We start from the raw sequence: 17,033 nt of genomic DNA, 5'->3' as shown, positions 1-17,033 counted from the left end.
CATCGGTTTTATCCCTCTGTCGGAGTTGATGCAGCCGGTGATGGCGTCGTGTCCCAGGCAGATGGCGTTCTTCCGGCTTTCAGAACCGGAATGATGGCGTTTGTAGTGCAGGACGCCGTGGACACGATCTGGTCCGTCTCCTTGATGGTGTCGTGGTTCACGCCGTGGACGATGTACTACAGCTCACCCCTACCCGAGGCAGTCAACACTACCCGTGCAACTCCCTGCTCTGCAGATGCTGGGACAGTCCTTCAGCGTCACGTCAGCGGGCCGGTAGTGTCCACCACCAGGGCATTGCTGATGCCGTAGGCGGTGTAGTCAATGGTGGCCGGGTTGTCCGAGTAGATTACCTGCACTTGCACCCCGTTGGTCGTGATGGTGTTGGTACCCTCGTTGATCCGGATGGTGCCCTTCAAGGAACCATGGACCGAGTCGCGGCGCAGCAGGCCGGCGCGCTTGTCAAGGTCGTTGTCGGACCCGCGACAGGCCACAATGGCGCGCAGGCGTAGGCCGTGGCCAATACGGGGCCTTTCGATCAGGAGGCGGGCCTGCCGCCGGCCGATTCTGCCGAAGTCGTAGAGCACAACGTCCGTGCTGGTTCGCTCTTCATCGCCGTGCTTGCCGACGATCTCAGCGGGCTCATCACGACGGAATTCCGTCAGGGTGGCACCGTCTTCTTGTTCCTTGAGCTTCTGGTCCAGGTGCCCGATGTCGATCGCGGCTGAGCCGAGCCGCACTTGCGCCAACGTGTCCAGCAACGGTGCAGTCTCCTCCAGGCGCAATTCGTCCTTATTGATCCGACGCGCGAAACGGTGCGCCTTGAGGTTGTGTCATCGGAGTTCCTGTGCGAAAGGGGTGTACGTGCTTGAACTTCAGGTTCAGCGGTGTCCCAGGAATCTTGCAGTTCCTTGTGCAATTTGCCTGCATTTACAGCTGAAGTAGATGAATGGGCATACAGCTTTCCGCCTGTTCTGGTAGGTAAAATACCAGAACGAGTGGTTCTTCCTATCCTCTCGGGTAGGTTTTGGTGCAATTTCGGCCATATGAGCTGTATTTTCGGGCAGTTTCGAGAAATTTAAAAGAATTCAACTCGAACGATTGACTTGAACAAATGTTAATGTCAAAGTTTTAAAACACAGTGACCTACATCACGAAAGTACGACGGGTCTTAGATTCACCCAAGCAAACCGCAACGCAGGTTCCCCCTAGAGAAACGGTTAAAGCAATGGCTACAACCACCACTCAGCCCTCGGCACTGGCGACGGGGGAAGCGATCGACTTCTGGCCGGCGATGTCCCTAGCGCCCATGGACGGCGAATGGCAGCGATTGCGCTGCAGATTCATAACTTCGAAACCCGTGGGTCGCTGGGACGACTTCATACTCTCGGAGTGGGAGCTGAAGGCCTGTGCCTGGGAGGACTTTCACCCCCACAGTGAGACTGCATTCGTGCTGGAAGGTGAACTCCATATCGAGAGCGACGGCCAGACTGTCATTCTGAAGCCGGGTGATTCGGCGCGTGTCAATCCCGGCCGCCTGGGCCGGTACTGGGCACCTGTCTACGCCCGAATGGTCACTATTTACGGCCCCAACCCCGAAGGCCTGGAATCGCATTCCTTCCAATACTCCGATCTCTGAACCCCGAGACATACCTCCCGCAAGACCTCTGCTGGCTCTCCTTCCCTGAACAGGCTGGCCACCTAGCCAATCGCCTAGCGGGTGAGGCGGACGCTGGTATCCGGATTTGACTACGGAATCAGCATGCTCTTCCATGCGGTGGCCGTAGTCGGTTTAATGCATGGATTAGCGGATTTTTGGTACAACGCGGAATGTCGTGAGGGCCGTGCCTAGGGGCACGAATGGACTGTAACGAAATAAAAACATAAACCTCTATCGGCAGAAACGCCTGATAACCCATACGAAAGGCAAACGCAATGACTGCAAAGACAGCTTCCATCTCCACCAGCTTGATCCGCGATGCAGAGAGCATTACGGAGCTGGACAATTGGGGTCCTTGCCCAGAAGCAACTGGGTACCGGATGGAAACTCGCGGAATATACCTGTGGAAGGACGGGAATGGTGCCGAATCCGGCATCTGGGAATGCACCGCAGGACCCTCTCGCTGGGTCCTTGAAACAAACGAATTTGTGCATGTCCTATCCGGATCGATGACAATTACTCCCGACGGCGGCGAGCCTGAGCTCGTGGGCCCCGGAGATACAGTCTTCATCCCTCGAGGCTGGAGCGGCAACTGGGAGCTTCACGAGACACTCCGCAAACTCTACGTAATCTTCTAACACGCCGGGAGTGGGCCTTCCGCATTGGAAGACTATCGACCCGCACCTGACATTTCAGTGATCAAGAGAGCTGCTTTGAGTGCGCTGAAACAACTAGTACCTCAAATTGAAATTCATACGAAGGCAAATTTTACATTAACACCCACTATTTTTAGGAGAAAATCATGGAAACCACAACACTAGGAACACTGACCAAGGCCGGATCCATCCACAAGGTAGAAAACGGCTTTATCGGACTGCCGTCCATGAACGTCCCCGGAGTCGACGCCGTAATCGGCGATTCCCTCACCCACCCTGCAGGGTCGGTCATGAGTTCCGGATTCTTCGAGCTGAAGGCCTCCGAGCCCTTGGTGTACACGTACGAATGCGATGAGATGAAGGTCGTCATCAAGGGTGAATTCATCCTCACCGACCGGGTTACAGGGGAAGTAACACACGCCAAGGAACGAGATGTCCTGTTCTTCCCCAAGGGATCAGAAATCACCTTTGAAACCCCCGACTACGGCCTGGGGTTCTTCACCGCCCACGGCTCCATGTCAGCCTAAGCTTGGCGTTTCGGGGCCCTAGTGCCATTGGCTACTACGGTCGCAAAGGCCTGGTAGCTCAGCCTGGGAACTTTACGTTGCCCAGGAACAGATATATCCCCGTTAACGGCTGAGCGTCAGTCGTTGATTTTCCGGAAGTGAATTATCGCCTTGTCTGCGATTCACTCCAGGCCGTCCAAGTAGATAATTCTGCTTGTTGCATGCGACCAGTCCGGGCGGGGAAGCGCGCCAATGCAGTCCGTCACCGGATGTTTATGAACCTTTGTATGGGTCGTGCGCGCTGAATTCGATTGGATACCGGTGAATTCACTCCCAGCGAGAGGTATATTATGGCGCTAGATGGTTCAGATCTCAATCAATTAAATAGTTTTCTCATTATCGGGCTTTTGGTGGTGTTTTATGGCGGCACACTGCTGATGACCTTTTTTATTGGCAAGAAGAACGAGAACGCCGACGGCTACATGACCGCCGGCAACAAGGTGGGTTTTGGAGTATCCGCTGCCAGTATGACCGCAACCTGGATTTGGGCTGCGTCCATGTACGCGTCGGCGACATCTGGCTACACCTACGGAATTTCCGGGCCGATCCACTATGGCTTGTGGGGCGCGTTGATGATCCTTTTCATCTATCCCTTCGGCAAGCGGATCCGCGCCGTCGCACCCAAGGCCCACACCCTGGCCGAAGTCATGTACGCTCGCCACGGAAAATCCAGTCAGTTGATGCTGGCCGGATCCAACATTGTTGGCTCGATGATCAGCATCACCTCCAACTTCATCGCCGGTGGTGCCTTGATTGCACTATTGTCACCGTTTAGCTTCACTCAAGGCATCGTGTTTATTGGCGGCGGGATCCTGCTGTACTCCCTCTGGTCAGGCTTTCGGGCGTCGGTGCTCACTGACGCCGCGCAGGTGGCTGCCATGCTCGGCGCCGTGGTGATCATCATCCCGGTGGTGTTCTTTGCCGCCGGCGGCCCCGACATGTTTGTCACGGGAGCTGCGAACCTGACACCGCAACAGTCCAACTTCTTCTCCTCCGAAGCATTCATGAACCAGGGTGCCCCTTACATTGCTGCGGTGCTGGCCTATGCCATCGGCAACCAGACCATCGCACAGAGGCTCTTTGCCGTGCGCGAAGACCTGATCAAGAAGACCTTCATCACCGCCACGGTTGGTTATGGTGCCACCATCATCGGCATTGGCATGCTCGGCGTTATCGCCCTCTACGCGGGCATTGTCCCGTTGGACGGGGATACAAACAACTTGATCCCGCAGATGGCCGCGACGTATTTGAGCCCCATCTTGTTGGGTGTCTTCCTGATAATGATTATTGGTGCCTTGTCATCCACCGCTGATTCGGATCTTGCTGCCATGTCGTCCATTATGATGGCCGACGTCTATGGCCAGAACATTGCTAAAAAGGGCCAAGCAAATCCTAAAACCATGCTGCTCGTTGGTCGCATCACCATGATTGTGGCCACCGGCGCTGGCCTGTATTTCGCCAGCGGCCAGTTGAACATCCTAGACCTGCTGGTGTTTGTTGGCGCCTTGTGGGGTGCCCTAGTATTCCCGGTCATCGCCAGCTTCTACTGGCAAAAAGTCACCAACAAGGCGTTCACGGTTTCGGTGATGGTGGCACTGGCCGTCTTCATCCCCGTCCGGTTCGAATGGATCCCCACGACGGGGGTCATGGGGATCGCCGTGGACATCTTGTCCATTGTTGGGGTTGGTGTTGTGCTGGGCTTGATGGCGTTTGGCTTCTTCGGTTTGAAGACCGCCAAGGTTGTCGCCGTCGTGGCAATGCTGGCGGTAGCGCCGTTCGCCGTCGGATTCCTGCACGGTTACCCGGTGCTGTCCGGCTCCCTGGTGGCCTACTCGGTGAGCACCGTCATTTGCTACCTCATGTGCTTCCGTAACAAGGCATCCTTTGACTTTGACACGATCAAGGACCGCCTAGGGGACTTTGACACACGTGAAGAACCCTCCGGCGACGACACGCCGGATGATTTGGTCCTCGAGAAGAAAGCGTAGGAGAAACCCATGAGTGTTCTTTTGTTGACACTATATGTACTGGTTTGGCCAATTATTGTGGTCGGGGTGATGTATGTCCTAAGCAAGGCCCTCATCCAGGACATCCGCGATGCCAAACGTGAGGGGCGGACACTGGTCTGACTACAGCGCGGCCCTTTGAGTCCAAGGCCGGATATTGTCTGGCTCTGCATCTCGGAGTCGTTTGCGGTGAATGACGATTTCGTGTCCTTGACCGAAAGTGGCTCGTAGCCCTGTCATCGATGGATGCTCTGAAGCATTCATCGATGACAGGGCTACGAGCCGCAGTAGTCTTACTGTAAGAAAATTGCTCTGGCGGGCCGCAATCGGGAGACTGGAGATTATGCTATGCGGGTATCCTCAGAAGAACGGAAAGAACAGCTGATTTCAGCGACAGTTGAAATTATGCGTCGTGAGGGTGTTCAGTCAGTGACTATGCGGGCTATAGCCAAAGAAGCAAAGGCCCCCTTGGCTACGGCGCATTACTGCTTTAGCAATAAAGAAGAGCTTATGGAGGCGTCAGCCGAGGCTTGGTTCAAGAACCTGCGTCGCTTTTCCAGCGAAATCCCGGAGCATCTGGGACTTCGAAAGACCGTGGAAGAGGTGGCCGCAGGGTATTGGAAGGCACTAGAGGAAGATCCCGCGAACATACTCGCTGAGATCGAACTTATCCTGTGGGCAACACGAAACGCCGCTGTCAGCCCGCTGGCCGCGAATATCTATCCGGCTTACGAAGCGGAGCTGGGAAATACATTCTCTTCCGCAGCCAAGAGCAGTGGCGAGCTATGCCTCTTAGATTTCGACACTCTGGTCAGGTGCTTTCTTATGATCTTCGACGGAGCAGCAATTCAATATATGACCGCCCCGGGGGCGGTCGATTGCCGTGCTCAGTTCTTCATGATGGTCGACGCCCTGCTGATAAAAGCCGGCGTCTAAACCCTCTACCACCTGGTTATTTCGTAGGGCAGCGACGGTGCACCCGTGTCCCAATTCTGGATTGCACTTGGCCGTGGCTGCTCGCCGAACCGGACGTGCGACTCTCACAACATCAGCCCGAGCCGCATGGCCGTCCTTTTCCCCCTCAACACCGAGCTGAAGCGTTCACCGTTTTCTTTCTGGAGATCCTCCACGAACGCCTGCCCCTCGCAGGCAAAACATCATGCTGTGAGTCGAGTCTTTTTAGGAACTGAGGTTCTCCCAATGCAGTTATTTTCTTCGTAGCGAGGCGGCGCCGAACGTCGAAAGAAGGGCAGCTTCCGGTTCCTGACGCGCCCGGCATCCACCTGGCCAGCCACTGGCAGCTTTCACGAGCGGGACGCTGAGTCATCAATCGGCTGTCATGGGGCCATTGTCCATACCCTCAACCCATCCAGCAAGGCACTACCAGGAACGCACCGGGATCCGACGGGGCCCACGGCTGGCGAAGACTTCAATGACGGATGTGCCAATGACCATCATGCCGGCGATGGCAGCGAGGCCTATGACCGCTGTATCCATGCGCCTGCCAGCAAAATACTTGCAAGAAAACTAGCAGAAAAGTAAGTTTCTGACGCCTCAGACTCTCCGCAGGGGAGCGGGCAGTGATGGGCATTTTTCGCGGGATGGCAAGGTAAAGCGGCTATCCCTCGGATCCTAAGTGCCACCTTGCTGATGGGTTAATCAAATGAATTCTAGGAGATTTGTTTTAAAAAAAGACTGGACTATATGAATTATGCGGCGTAGCTTTGCAGTCAGGAAGAAGTGCACGTGACATGCATCACGATGGCAGGGTTTGGAGTAGAACCCGGCTGGCCCCTAGAAGGGGAGTGGCGGGTGGTCCCTTCCGAAGCCCCAAGCGGAGGGTTCCTGCCTGATCTTCAGCGTAGTTCCGCATGTATCCAACGATGAATCATACTTTCACAACACTATTTGTAGGAGAAAATCATGGAAACCCTCACAGGAAAACTCACCAAGGCCGGATCCATCCACAAAGTAGAAAACGGCTACATCGGGTTGCCCTCGATGAACGAGCCTGGAGTTGACGCGGCTATCGGCGACTCCCTCCATAACCCCGAGGGGTCGGTCATGAGCTCTGGATTCTTCGAGCTAAAGGCCTCCGATCCCTTGATCTACACGTACACGTACGACGAAATGAAGGTCGTCATCACAGGTGAGTTCATCCTCACCGACCAGACGACAGGGGATGTAACGCACGCGAAGGAACGCGATGTCCTGTTCTTCCCCAAGGGAACAACAGTGAAGTTCGAAACCCCCGATTACGCGCTGGGGTTCTTCGCCGGACACCGCTCCTTCGCACCCTAAAGCCCCTCCCAGGCGCCTTCTGGCGCATTCTTGACTGCGCCAGAAGGCGCCCACTGTGAGCCGGGCTTCCGTGGCCTCATCTGTGTGTCGTTTGGAAAGACCGATTCCTCATGGCGGACCACTACAGCGGTCAAGGGCATGGCATTCACTTCGATAATGCAAACCCTGAAACACGCCCGGACCCTAGGGCTGCGATCAGACATTTGCGCGTTGCTACCGGCTCGTCTTCATAGGATCCACAGCCGACATCCAAGCATCCGCAGAATGTACTGCATTCTCAAGCAATCAGCTCTAGTGATCCCGCGGATCAATGGCAGGCCATACGAGTGTCACCTGCCGGCATGGACGTTGTGTGCATTTCACTGCTAAGTGAATGATTCGCGAACCAAGTTACATAACAGAAAAACTGATGATTATACGTTTCTAGGGAGAGTTTGATGAGTAAAAAGAGTTTGGATGGAGGCGATCACCTGGAAAGGTCGATCGACTGGAAACAGGGTCTGGCCATTGCGCTTGGTGTGCCCTTGCTGATTCTGCCGTCTTTGGGCTATCTGCCGCTGTGGGTGTCTGGTGCAGCAATTCTTATCTGGGGACTATCAGTCCTTCAGGGATTTATGCAGAACACCGCGTACGCTGAAATGGCCACCGCCTTTCCCAAAGCTTCCGGCCTGCCTGGTTTTGCCCAGCATGTATTTCGGACCGAAAACTACCAAGGTAAGTATGACAAGGGCAAGCTGATCGGTGGCTTCAGCGCCTGGAGCTACTGGTTTGCCTGGAACCCGGTAATGGCAATCTTTTCCATCTTGGTCGGCGGTTATCTGCACGGTTTGTTTCCGGTGCTGGGAGAGACATTTAGCGAATATCAGCTCGCGTTGATGTCAGGTGTAGTGATTTTCACCGGATTGTTCTTGGTCAACTGGTTCGGGCTCAAGGACGGCGCCATCCTCGGCTACATCCTGGGTGCCTTTGCTCTGATTCCGTTGGTTGTCCTTTCTGTTGCTCCCTTTGCAACCGGAAAAGTTGAGCTCGGCAATATCACCGGCAGCTGGATGCCGGCTGACTGGGCCTGGGACATGCATCATATCCTGATTCTCTTTGGCCTCTTTGCGATGGCACAATGGAGTGCCTGTGCTTGGGAAACAGCAGCCATCTACGGCCCTGAGTACAAAAACCCGTCCAAGGACATCCCCAAGGCGCTGTTTACCTGCGGCATCATCTGTCTCGTCTTGTTCATACTGGTGCAATCTTCAGTGATCGGCGTGCTGGGTGTTGATGGTGTGCTGGCGGAGCCCGTTTCGCCCCTGATTCCAGTCGCCCAGGCTGTCTTTGGGCAAGCCGGTTCCATGATCACCATCGTCTTGTTGATCTTCGCCATGATCTTGATCATCCAGACGGCCTACCTGGGTTCTTCCCGTGCCATGCACTCCATGTCCACGGAAGGCAACCTTCCCAAGGCCTTCGGGAAGACGAACCGCCACGGAACCCCGTTCCTTGCCATGCTGGTCATCGGAGCCTTCAACCTGGTCCTGATTTCCATGGGAACCCCTGCGGCAATTCTTGCAGCCTCGGCGATTGGTTACACCTGCGCCAACGGCATCAGCCTCTTCGCCTATGTCAAGGCCAAAAAACACCCGTCCTTTGCGAATCTGGAACGACCTTTCAAAGCACCCAAGGGATGGAAAAATGTGGCCATAATATTCGGCCTGTTCAACCTGCCTCTGTGCCTGGTCGGTGTGGTCTACCTCAACAGCCTGGAAATCGGCTGGACCTCAACTTGGGTTGCCTTCCTCGTTTTGGCGCTCTACATCCCCATCTGGATGTATTCCCAGCATGAATCGAGACGCACCAAAAACAAAGCGGCCACTGCTCTCACTTCAGATCATAAGTCTGTAGATCTGGAAAAGGTTTCAGATCTTACGTGACAGAACCGGCGCTAGGCCCCCTAGTACCTGACCCCAGGCTTTTGTCAGGAGAGTTGAAGGACAAATAATCATGGCGTGGATCATTCTTGTTGCATCGGGTGTTTTGGAAGCTGTTTGGGCCACTGCTCTCGGTAAGTCCGAGGGCTTCAGTAAACTTGGACCGACCATAATTTTTGCCGTTACCATTTTAGCCAGCATGGTCGGCCTGGCCCTTGCTATGCGCGAGATCCCTATTGGAACGGCATATGCCGTGTGGGTGGGCATCGGGGCCTCGATCACCGTCAGCTACGCGATGATTTTCGGCGGCGAGTCCACCTCAGTGATTAAGGTGTTGCTCATTCTTGGGCTGGTGGGTTGCGTGATCGGTTTGAAGGTGATCGATCAAAGTCACTGAATGCCGGGCCAGTCCCAGAGTCCTTTTCTCAGTTTCAAACCTGGGGCCTCTGCTTAGACTGTCCGCATGACGCGTCTAATGGTAGGTGTTGTGTTCCTACTTCGTGCCAAGGTTTGTAAGAGCGACGAGCCAGATCAATACGAATACTGTGTGCAGATGGCGGTTGCTTGCCTTGCCCGTACTCTCGCCGGCTATGACGCCGGAGAGTAGCCAGGACCGTCTCGTACCTGGCTGCTCTCCGGGAGGGGTGCGCCCTCCCGGAGCCGCCCGAACACAACACATAAACGTCCCGCTATACCTTTGCTACGATCCGGTCGACCGGACTCACGCTTCAAAATCAGATCGCTGTCGCGGCGCGGCCTTGGACAAACCTAGACTTCATGCAACGCCCGTGGCTGGCGCTCAGATAGGAACGGGAGGGTGGACGTCGATGCGGGAGTGCCCCTGATCTTTTTGGCGGAGTGCTGTTCGCGAATTTGCCGGACCCATAAGTCAGGGACCGTGAGCTGGCGCATGCCGTGCCAAGTCTTTGGGTGGTCCTGGATTCCGGCTCCGCCGCGGGTGGTTCTGGTGACAGCGATGAGGTCGATACCGTCGTCCAACTCTTCAGGGGGATCGCCCCAGGGGAATTTCTTCTTAATGCAGCCACCTGGCTTGGCGTGGCGAAGACGCCTAGATCTCGGCGATTCCAGCCTTGCGTGATGTCTTCGGGCCTGGGTGGGTTGGGTTGGTTTGTGTGATGTGAGTCTCGTTGTGAGCGGTGGTTTTTGGGGGGTGAGCGGGTGGGTGTTGGGGGTGGGCGGTTGCCTGTGGTGGTGGGGTTGGGGTGGGAATATGGTTGTCTTTCAGCTGGCCCGGATGGGCGGGTGGACTCGTATTTTGCTTGGTGCGGCGGAGTTGCTGTGGTGGGCAGGCGGGTTCTTGATGGAGGAGGTGTGTAGTGACGGTTGCTGAAGAAGTGAAAACTGACGAGCGGTCTGAATTGCTGGCTTTGTATGGTCTGGATGGCCAGAACAAGGCCTCGATGGGTCGTGTGTTGTCAACGGGGACGATAGCTGCGGCGACAGAGCGTGCTGACGGGGTGATGGAGGCGACGATCAGGATCAAGGAAGACTCGGTCGCTTGGGAACCGGCAATTTTGGTGCTGCCTCGTGGCGGTGTCCTGGAGCTGACGGTCATCAATGATGACACGAACACGCATTCATGTTTGTTGCCCAGCAATGGGGATCAAAAGTTCTTGTGGCTGCTCAATCATTCCAAGGGCAAGGCCAGGCTCGTTCTGGACGGTCCCGGCTATTACTGGTACTCCTCCCCGGGTGGCAACGACGAGGGCCGTGGCTTGACGGCCGCGATTGTTGTCAAGGGCGAAGTGCCTCCTGAAGCACGGCTGGATCGACCCGAGCAGCCTCGACCGTAGAAAGGGATTGAACTAATGACTATTGAAGTTGAATATGTAGATGCTGGCGAAGCGGTCAACCACAGTGCACTCAGTGCTGTGCCGGGGATCGCGCCGGCGGTAACGAACGATGTCAATTACGACCGTCTCCTGAACGCCCGTTCAGAGTCGCATAACTGGCTTACTTATTACGGTAGCTACGACGGCCAGCGGTACAGCCTGCTGGATCAGATCAATACCGAGAACGTCACTAAGCTCACCCCGGCCTGGATCTTCCAGGCCGGTCAGTCAGGCCAGATCGCTGGCGCGTCTACGTACGCGTTTGAGACCTGCCCGTTGATCGTTGACGGTGTCATGTATGTCACCGGCTGGGATGGCTGGTTCTGGGCCCTGGATGCAGTCTCCGGCCGGGAACTGTGGCGCTACAAGCACGCCGTGCCTTTTGATGTGTCGCTGTGTTGCGGCAACGTCAACCGTGGTTCCGCGGTCGCCAACGGCAAGGTTTACTTCGTGACCCCGAACGCCCAGTTGCTGGCCCTGGATGCCACCAACGGCGACCTGGTCTGGCAACGCACCATCGGCGATGTGCGTGCCGGTGAAAGTGCTTCGCTGGCTCCGACGGTCATCAAGGACATGCTCATCACCGGCAGTGCCGGCGGCGAGTTCGGTGTCCGCGGCCATGTCGATGCCTGGGACCTGGAAACCGGTGAACAGCGCTGGCGGACCTACATGGTGCCCAAGCCCGGGGAACCCGGCTCGGAAACCTGGCCGGCCGACGGTGAGGCCTGGCAGCGCGGTGGCGGAAACCACTGGGTTACCGGCACCTACGACCCGGAAACAAACCTGTACTACGCCGGTACCGGCAACCCGGCACCGGACTTCGATGGTGAAGTCCGCAAGGGCGACAACCTCTACACCGACAGTGTCGTGGCACTGAACGTCGATACAGGCGCGATTACCTGGCACTACCAGTTCACCCCGCACGATCTGTGGGACTACGACTCCACCATGGAAATGACCCTGTTCGAGCGTGATGGCAAGAAGTTGATGGGCCACTTCGATAAGAACGGCTACTTCTTCGTCCTGGACCGCACCAACGGCGAACTCCAGCACGTGACCCCCTTCGTGGACCGCATCGACTGGGGAGTCATCACCCGCGACGGTAAAGTCACCCCGCGCAAGTACCCGGACAAAGAAGGCGAGCCCGTTCACTTCTACCCCGGCCCGGCCGGTGCCAAGGAATGGACGCACGCCGCGTACAGTCCCAAGACCGAAATGTTCTACGTGCCCGTCGCCGACGTCGGCGCCACCGCGACCCGGCGACGCCGCGAGTTCAAAGAAAGCATGCCGTATTGGGGTGCTGCTGTTCAGGTCGACATCGACGACATGGCCGGCTCCGTCAGTGCCTTCGACACCTATGGTGAAGAGAAGTGGCGCTGGCGCATCGATTACCCGATGGCTGCTTCCATCCTGGCCACTGCTGGAGACCTCGTCTTCGCAGGCACCCCGACCGGTGAGTTCGTCGCTCTGGACGCCAACACCGGTGAGAAGCTCTGGGAGTTCCAGTGTGGCAGCGGCCACCACGGCTCCTCCTCGACCTACAGCGTTGACGGCAAGCAGTACGTCGTCGTCCCTGTCGGTTGGGGCGGCTGGCTCGAAGGCATCATCCCGGGCATGCTCGGCGCAGGCCACGGCAGCGCCCTGATCGCCTTCGCCCTCCCCAGCTAAACCACACCCCAACACAAGAAAAGGACAACACCATTATGAACAACACAACAACCACCTGGGAAACACCCACACTCAAGGAAATCCGGGTCTCCGCCGAGGTAACCGCCTACGTGGACACCATGGACAAATAAGTCCATACAAACAATAAGCAATAAATAAGCAACACCAGTGGGGTGCCGGGCCAAAAGGCCCGGCGCCCCACACCCCAATCCACGAAAGGACCACACCAGTGACCTGGGCACACACACTCGGAAGCGCAGCCGGCGGAGGGTTCCCGCAGTGGAACTGTGCCTGCCCTTCGTGCCGTGCTGTACGGAGCGGTTCGCGACCCAGCACCCCACGGACACAGTCGTCCATTGCGGTGAGCGCTGACCGGCAGCAGTGGTTCCTGCTTAATGCTTCTCCGGACATCCAGTCACAAATAGAGGCTTTCCCGGCATTGCACTCCGACGATGGCAGTGTGGCCCGGATGCAGGCAGTGCTGCTCACGGACGCGGAACTCGATCACACGCTTGGTCTGCTCCTCATGAGGGAGGGACGCGGGCTCGAGGTGCATGCCACGGCCTCGGTATACCAAACACTCACCACGGGAACAGGGATCCTGAAAACCCTCGAAGCATACTGTCCAGTCACATGGCGGGAGGTGGTCCCCGGCGCAGAGGTGGCACTGGGGGAGGGGATGACGTACCGCGCGTTTGACGTCCCAACCAAGAAACGGATGCGCTTCCCGGGGGCCGAGGAACATGGTCGGGTAGTTGGCTACCGCATCACCGATACCACCAGTCAACGAAGTCTGGTTTATCTTCCGTGTGTACAGGCGATCACCCCCGACATCCTCGCGGAGCTGGCTGGCTCCGCTGTTCTGCTGGTGGACGGCACCTGCTGGCGGGATGACGAAATGCCAAGCCTGGGCCTGGCCAGCAAGACCTCGCGCGACATGGGGCATGTACCAATCGATGGGCCGGGCGGCAGCCTTGAACTGCTTTCGACCTTACCCATTGATCGCAAAATCTACATCCACATCAACAACACCAATCCAATCTTGCTCGACGACTCACCGGAACGGCTGCACCTGGACCGGCATGGCATGGAAGTCGCCGTGGACGGGCTGGAAATAGAATTTTAAGGAGCAATGATGACGGCAGTACTCACACCCGATGAACTTGAGGAAGCGCTCCGCCAGCACGCCCAGCAGTACCACAGCGAACATCCCTTCCACCAGCGGATGAATGAGGGACAATCCACCCCGGAGGAGATCCGCGGATGGGTGGCCAACCGCTTTTACTACCAGCTGAACATCCCCCGCAAGGACGGTAACATCCTCAGCAACTGCCCGGACCGCGAAGTGCGGCGCCGCTGGATCCAGCGCGTCATCGACCATGACGGTACAACTGAGGGAACTGGTGGAATCGAGTCATGGCTCCGGCTCAGCGAAGCTGTTGGGCTGACCCGTGAGGAGGTGGAGGACTCCCGACACCTGCTTCCCAGCGTGCGATTCGCCGTCGACGCCTACGTCAATTTCACGCGCACCCGCCCCTGGGTGGAGGCAGTGGCATCCTCGCTGACCGAGTTGTTCGCACCAAGCCTCATGGCCGAGAGGCTCGCCGCGTTCGAACGCTACTACACCTGGATCGACCCACAGGGGCTTGCCTACTTTCGAGCCCGCATCACCCAGGCGCCGTTGGACTCGGAACACGGTCTTGAGATTGTACGCAAGCACTGCGTCACCGTGGAAACACAGGCAGCCGCCATAGCGGCGTTGTCGTTCAAGTGTGACGTGTTGTGGAGCATGCTCGATGCGATTGATCAGGGCTATGGAAAACCCTGATCCGTCCGCCCGGCCTCGACTGGCCCCGCACGTGCGGATGGTCTTCAACACCGCACGCCAAGAACATGCCCTGCTTTCACCTGAGAGAATTTGGGCCATTAACGCCACTGGCGCCACCATCGTTGAGTTGTGTGACGGCCAGCGGACTATCGCAGAAATCACGGCCGAGCTGCGCGGCCGATACGACTTAGTCGCCGAAGGCGACGTTCAACGCTTCGTGGCCGAACTCGTCACCAAGCGCGGCATGGAGGTAGAACATGGATAAACCGTACGGGCTGCTGGCTGAGCTCACATATACGTGTCCGCTACATTGCGCATACTGTTCCAATCCGCTCCAACTCGATGACTATAACAACGAGCTGACGACAGAGGAGTGGCAGCGGGTGTTCACCGAGGCCGCCGGACTGGGAGTGCTTCAGCTGCATCTCTCGGGCGGCGAGCCACTTCAACGCCGCGACATAGTCGAATTGGTGCAAACTGCCCACGACCTTGGCCTCTATACAAACCTGATCACCAGCGGGATCGGGTTGTCGACCCGGCGCGCCGAACAACTCCGCGCGGCGGGGCTCGACCACGTCCAGCTCAGCATTCAGTCCGATGAGGAGGGCCTGTCCGACGAGATCGCCGGGACCCCCTCCTTTGAGCGCAAACAAGAAGTCGCACGGCGCGTCAAGAAATTGGGGTGGCCGCTAACCCTCAACGTCGTACTGCATCGGCAAAACATTGACCGCATGGACGGCATCCTCAAAATGGCGACGACGATGGGTGCAGACCGGATCGAGCTGGCCAACACCCAGTATGCGGGCTGGGCCGGGCCCAACCAGGCCGAGCTGCTGCCGACCAGGGACCAGCTGGAGCGCGCAGAAGCAGTAGTGCGGGCGGCGCGGGAGGAGCTCGGGGACCAGATGGAAATCATTTACGTCGTCCCCGACTACTACAGCAAATTCCCGAAGCCCTGCATGGACGGCTGGGCCAGCCGCCAGTTCACAGTGGTGCCCAACGGCGAGGCGCTGCCCTGCCCGGCTGCCCATGAGCTGGCTCGCGGACTGAATCTACCCCCTGCCACCATTCGAGAGCACTCGCTGAAGTGGATTTGGGAGGAGTCGCCACTGTTTCAGGAGTACCGCGGCGACGCATGGATGCCGGACCCGTGCCGCAGCTGTGACCGCAAGGAAATCGACTTCGGCGGTTGCCGCTGCCAGGCCTTTGCGCTCACTGGCGACGCGTCCAGGACCGACCCGGTTTGTCACCTTTCCCCGGACCATGGGCTGGTGGAAGCGGCCGTAACGGCAGCAAACGACCCGCACCGGCCGCCGCCCGGCCCGTTGATTCCCCGCCCGCAGATGGGACGCACTAAACGAGGAACTTCTGCAGCAAAAGATGGGAAGGGGCCAATTCCCGTCTCGTTGATGACCCGCCCGCCGGTGGCAAGCACTGGTCAGGGGACCACAGCTCCACAAGGGGAGACCGTGACACAGGGAGCCAAGCCATGACTTCGATTCTTCTCTTCGCCCTCGGGGCAGTGCTGCTCATCTACTCCGCCGAAAAGCTCATTGGCTACCTGGTTGGAATAGCGCGTGGACTCAGGGTCTCGGTGTTCCTGCTCGCCATCGTGTTCACCGGCATTGAATTCGATGACATCTTTCTCGGTGCTGTCCTCAATCTTGAGGACATGGACGGGGTTGCCGTGGGCATCGTTTTCGGGACTGGGCTGTCGATGATTGGAATCGTGCTCGCGCTCATGGCGATCATCACGCCGTCCAAGGTGAACATACCGCGCGACTACCTGCTGATTTTCGCGCTCTCACCCCTCATCATGGTCCCGTTCATCCTGACACCACCGATGACCATCGTTGACGGCATCATATTGATTGGGCTCTTCGTAGCCTTCATTACCTATGTTGCGGTCCGGGAGTCCCGAGCGGACCGGCCGGTCTTCCGGGATGCGGAGATGTACGAAGCCTATGCCCAGGCCCGTGAGGTCAGAGGCGGCACTGCCGTTTTGGAACGTCCAACCACACGTAGCGGAGCTGGTGGAGGATCCTCCGGGGCGAGCGAACGGAGGGAGTTCTCCGAGAATATTCCGTTCGCCAACCTGCATGAGCGATCCGGCTGGAAGTGGATACTGCTGGCCGTCATAGCACTGGCCGGCGTGATCGCTGGCGCTTCTCTGACTGGTATGGGAACCGAGGGCATCCTGGAGCAATTCGGGCTCGAGGAAACAGTCTTCGGCGCGACCATCGCCACCGCCGTCCTGACCATCGAGGACATCTTCCTGTCGGTGGCGCCGGCACGCAAGGGTGCGCCGGAGATCGGCGTCGCGAACGTTATCGGCAGCGCCGTCTTCTCGGTCACCGGCAAGCTGGGCATCATTCTGCTGCTCGGCAGCCTCGTCCTCGATGCCTATGTGCTCACATGGCACCTGCCCGCACTAATCGTGCTGACCGCGCTCGGTGCTTACTTCCTCTCCACGGGTCAGCTCCGGCGATGGCACGGATTCGTCCTGCTGGGCCTGTACGTCTGTTACTGGGCGCTGACCTTCTTCGGACTCGGCGTTGTGCCGATCGAGATGGACTGAC

General features: G+C 57.6%; 17 protein-coding genes and 1 pseudogene. 17 read left to right on the top strand and 1 reads right to left on the bottom strand.

Translation table 11 applies throughout. The annotated features are described in order from the left end of the window. Positions 1–74: 74 nt before the first annotated feature. Positions 75–824, bottom strand: a pseudogene (locus tag AC1L6K_RS19685) (glyceraldehyde 3-phosphate dehydrogenase NAD-binding domain-containing protein); the annotation flags it as partial. 401 nt (positions 825–1,225) lie between these two features. On the opposite strand from AC1L6K_RS19685, the gene AC1L6K_RS19680 reads away from it, so the two are divergent. From AC1L6K_RS19680 to AC1L6K_RS19600, 17 genes are all read left to right on the top strand, one after another. Further along, entirely contained in the window at positions 1,226–1,636 is a 411-nt protein-coding gene (locus tag AC1L6K_RS19680; RefSeq protein ID WP_480950517.1) for a cupin domain-containing protein, read from the top strand. A gap of 296 nt (positions 1,637–1,932) precedes the next feature. Further along, entirely contained in the window at positions 1,933–2,295 is a 363-nt protein-coding gene (locus tag AC1L6K_RS19675) for a cupin domain-containing protein (RefSeq protein ID WP_480950516.1), read from the top strand. Positions 2,296–2,459: 164 nt separating this feature from the next. Further along, positions 2,460–2,840, top strand: a complete 381-nt coding sequence (locus tag AC1L6K_RS19670; RefSeq protein ID WP_480950515.1) for a cupin domain-containing protein — start codon at positions 2,460–2,462, stop codon at positions 2,838–2,840. Positions 2,841–3,169: 329 nt separating this feature from the next. Then, positions 3,170–4,867: a sodium:solute symporter family protein gene (locus tag AC1L6K_RS19665; protein ID WP_480950514.1), complete on the top strand. Its 1,698-nt coding sequence runs from the start codon at positions 3,170–3,172 to the stop codon at positions 4,865–4,867. A 9-nt stretch (positions 4,868–4,876) separates the two neighbouring features. Next, positions 4,877–5,008, top strand: coding sequence for a putative transporter small subunit (locus tag AC1L6K_RS19660; protein WP_480950513.1), 132 nt, complete (start codon positions 4,877–4,879; stop codon positions 5,006–5,008). A gap of 225 nt (positions 5,009–5,233) precedes the next feature. Beyond that, positions 5,234–5,821, top strand: coding sequence for a TetR/AcrR family transcriptional regulator (locus AC1L6K_RS19655; RefSeq protein ID WP_480950512.1), 588 nt, complete (start codon positions 5,234–5,236; stop codon positions 5,819–5,821). Between the two features lie 987 nt (positions 5,822–6,808). Beyond that, the gene (locus tag AC1L6K_RS19650) at positions 6,809–7,186 is read left to right on the top strand and encodes a cupin domain-containing protein (RefSeq protein WP_480950511.1); all 378 of its coding nucleotides are present in this window, start codon (positions 6,809–6,811) and stop codon (positions 7,184–7,186) included. A 437-nt stretch (positions 7,187–7,623) separates the two neighbouring features. After that, complete coding sequence (locus tag AC1L6K_RS19645; RefSeq protein WP_480950510.1) at positions 7,624–9,108, top strand: APC family permease; 1,485 nt, start codon at positions 7,624–7,626, stop codon at positions 9,106–9,108. Between the two features lie 70 nt (positions 9,109–9,178). Then, positions 9,179–9,502, top strand: a complete 324-nt coding sequence (locus AC1L6K_RS19640) for a DMT family transporter (RefSeq protein ID WP_480950509.1) — start codon at positions 9,179–9,181, stop codon at positions 9,500–9,502. 940 nt (positions 9,503–10,442) lie between these two features. Beyond that, a complete protein-coding gene (locus tag AC1L6K_RS19635) occupies positions 10,443–10,919 on the top strand; it encodes an MSMEG_3727 family PQQ-associated protein (RefSeq protein ID WP_480950481.1) in 477 nt (158 codons plus the stop codon). A gap of 15 nt (positions 10,920–10,934) precedes the next feature. Then, a complete protein-coding gene (locus tag AC1L6K_RS19630; RefSeq protein ID WP_480950508.1) occupies positions 10,935–12,626 on the top strand; it encodes a PQQ-dependent dehydrogenase, methanol/ethanol family in 1,692 nt (563 codons plus the stop codon). 35 nt (positions 12,627–12,661) lie between these two features. Further along, entirely contained in the window at positions 12,662–12,757 is a 96-nt protein-coding gene (gene pqqA, locus AC1L6K_RS19625) for a pyrroloquinoline quinone precursor peptide PqqA (RefSeq protein ID WP_480950483.1), read from the top strand. Between the two features lie 98 nt (positions 12,758–12,855). Beyond that, on the top strand, positions 12,856–13,752 hold the full coding sequence (gene pqqB, locus AC1L6K_RS19620; protein ID WP_480950507.1) for a pyrroloquinoline quinone biosynthesis protein PqqB: 897 nt from the start codon (positions 12,856–12,858) through the stop codon (positions 13,750–13,752). Between the two features lie 6 nt (positions 13,753–13,758). Then, positions 13,759–14,454, top strand: coding sequence for a pyrroloquinoline-quinone synthase PqqC (pqqC, locus tag AC1L6K_RS19615; RefSeq protein WP_480950506.1), 696 nt, complete (start codon positions 13,759–13,761; stop codon positions 14,452–14,454). Continuing rightward, positions 14,441–14,719: a pyrroloquinoline quinone biosynthesis peptide chaperone PqqD gene (gene pqqD, locus AC1L6K_RS19610; protein WP_480950505.1), complete on the top strand. Its 279-nt coding sequence runs from the start codon at positions 14,441–14,443 to the stop codon at positions 14,717–14,719. The genes pqqC and pqqD overlap by 14 nt, the downstream gene beginning before the upstream one ends. Further along, on the top strand, positions 14,712–15,947 hold the full coding sequence (gene pqqE, locus AC1L6K_RS19605) for a pyrroloquinoline quinone biosynthesis protein PqqE (protein ID WP_480950504.1): 1,236 nt from the start codon (positions 14,712–14,714) through the stop codon (positions 15,945–15,947). The genes pqqD and pqqE overlap by 8 nt, the downstream gene beginning before the upstream one ends. Next, complete coding sequence (locus AC1L6K_RS19600) at positions 15,944–17,032, top strand: sodium:calcium antiporter (protein ID WP_480950503.1); 1,089 nt, start codon at positions 15,944–15,946, stop codon at positions 17,030–17,032. Before pqqE ends, AC1L6K_RS19600 begins: the two co-directional genes overlap by 4 nt. Position 17,033 lies beyond the last annotated feature (1 nt).

This window comes from Specibacter sp. BI4, assembly GCF_056680095.1.
The sequence above is the reverse complement of the archived record's forward strand: the minus strand, read 5'-3'. Positions and strand labels throughout refer to the sequence as shown.

Excerpts from the sequence above, each read along its gene's own strand:
- AC1L6K_RS19640 (WP_480950509.1), top strand. The coding sequence starts at position 9,179 with ATGGCGTGGATCATTCTTGTTGCATCGGGTGTTTTGGAAGCTGTTTGG.
- AC1L6K_RS19660 (WP_480950513.1), top strand. The coding sequence starts at position 4,877 with ATGAGTGTTCTTTTGTTGACACTATATGTACTGGTTTGGCCAATTATT.
- AC1L6K_RS19665 (WP_480950514.1), top strand. The coding sequence starts at position 3,170 with ATGGCGCTAGATGGTTCAGATCTCAATCAATTAAATAGTTTTCTCATT.
- AC1L6K_RS19630 (WP_480950508.1), top strand. The coding sequence starts at position 10,935 with ATGACTATTGAAGTTGAATATGTAGATGCTGGCGAAGCGGTCAACCAC.
- AC1L6K_RS19655 (WP_480950512.1), top strand. The coding sequence starts at position 5,234 with ATGCGGGTATCCTCAGAAGAACGGAAAGAACAGCTGATTTCAGCGACA.
- AC1L6K_RS19680 (WP_480950517.1), top strand. The coding sequence starts at position 1,226 with ATGGCTACAACCACCACTCAGCCCTCGGCACTGGCGACGGGGGAAGCG.
- pqqE (WP_480950504.1), top strand. The coding sequence starts at position 14,712 with ATGGATAAACCGTACGGGCTGCTGGCTGAGCTCACATATACGTGTCCG.
- AC1L6K_RS19645 (WP_480950510.1), top strand. The coding sequence starts at position 7,624 with ATGAGTAAAAAGAGTTTGGATGGAGGCGATCACCTGGAAAGGTCGATC.
- AC1L6K_RS19675 (WP_480950516.1), top strand. The coding sequence starts at position 1,933 with ATGACTGCAAAGACAGCTTCCATCTCCACCAGCTTGATCCGCGATGCA.
- AC1L6K_RS19600 (WP_480950503.1), top strand. The coding sequence starts at position 15,944 with ATGACTTCGATTCTTCTCTTCGCCCTCGGGGCAGTGCTGCTCATCTAC.
- pqqC (WP_480950506.1), top strand. The coding sequence starts at position 13,759 with ATGATGACGGCAGTACTCACACCCGATGAACTTGAGGAAGCGCTCCGC.
- AC1L6K_RS19650 (WP_480950511.1), top strand. The coding sequence starts at position 6,809 with ATGGAAACCCTCACAGGAAAACTCACCAAGGCCGGATCCATCCACAAA.
- pqqD (WP_480950505.1), top strand. The coding sequence starts at position 14,441 with ATGGAAAACCCTGATCCGTCCGCCCGGCCTCGACTGGCCCCGCACGTG.
- AC1L6K_RS19670 (WP_480950515.1), top strand. The coding sequence starts at position 2,460 with ATGGAAACCACAACACTAGGAACACTGACCAAGGCCGGATCCATCCAC.
- pqqA (WP_480950483.1), top strand. The coding sequence starts at position 12,662 with ATGAACAACACAACAACCACCTGGGAAACACCCACACTCAAGGAAATC.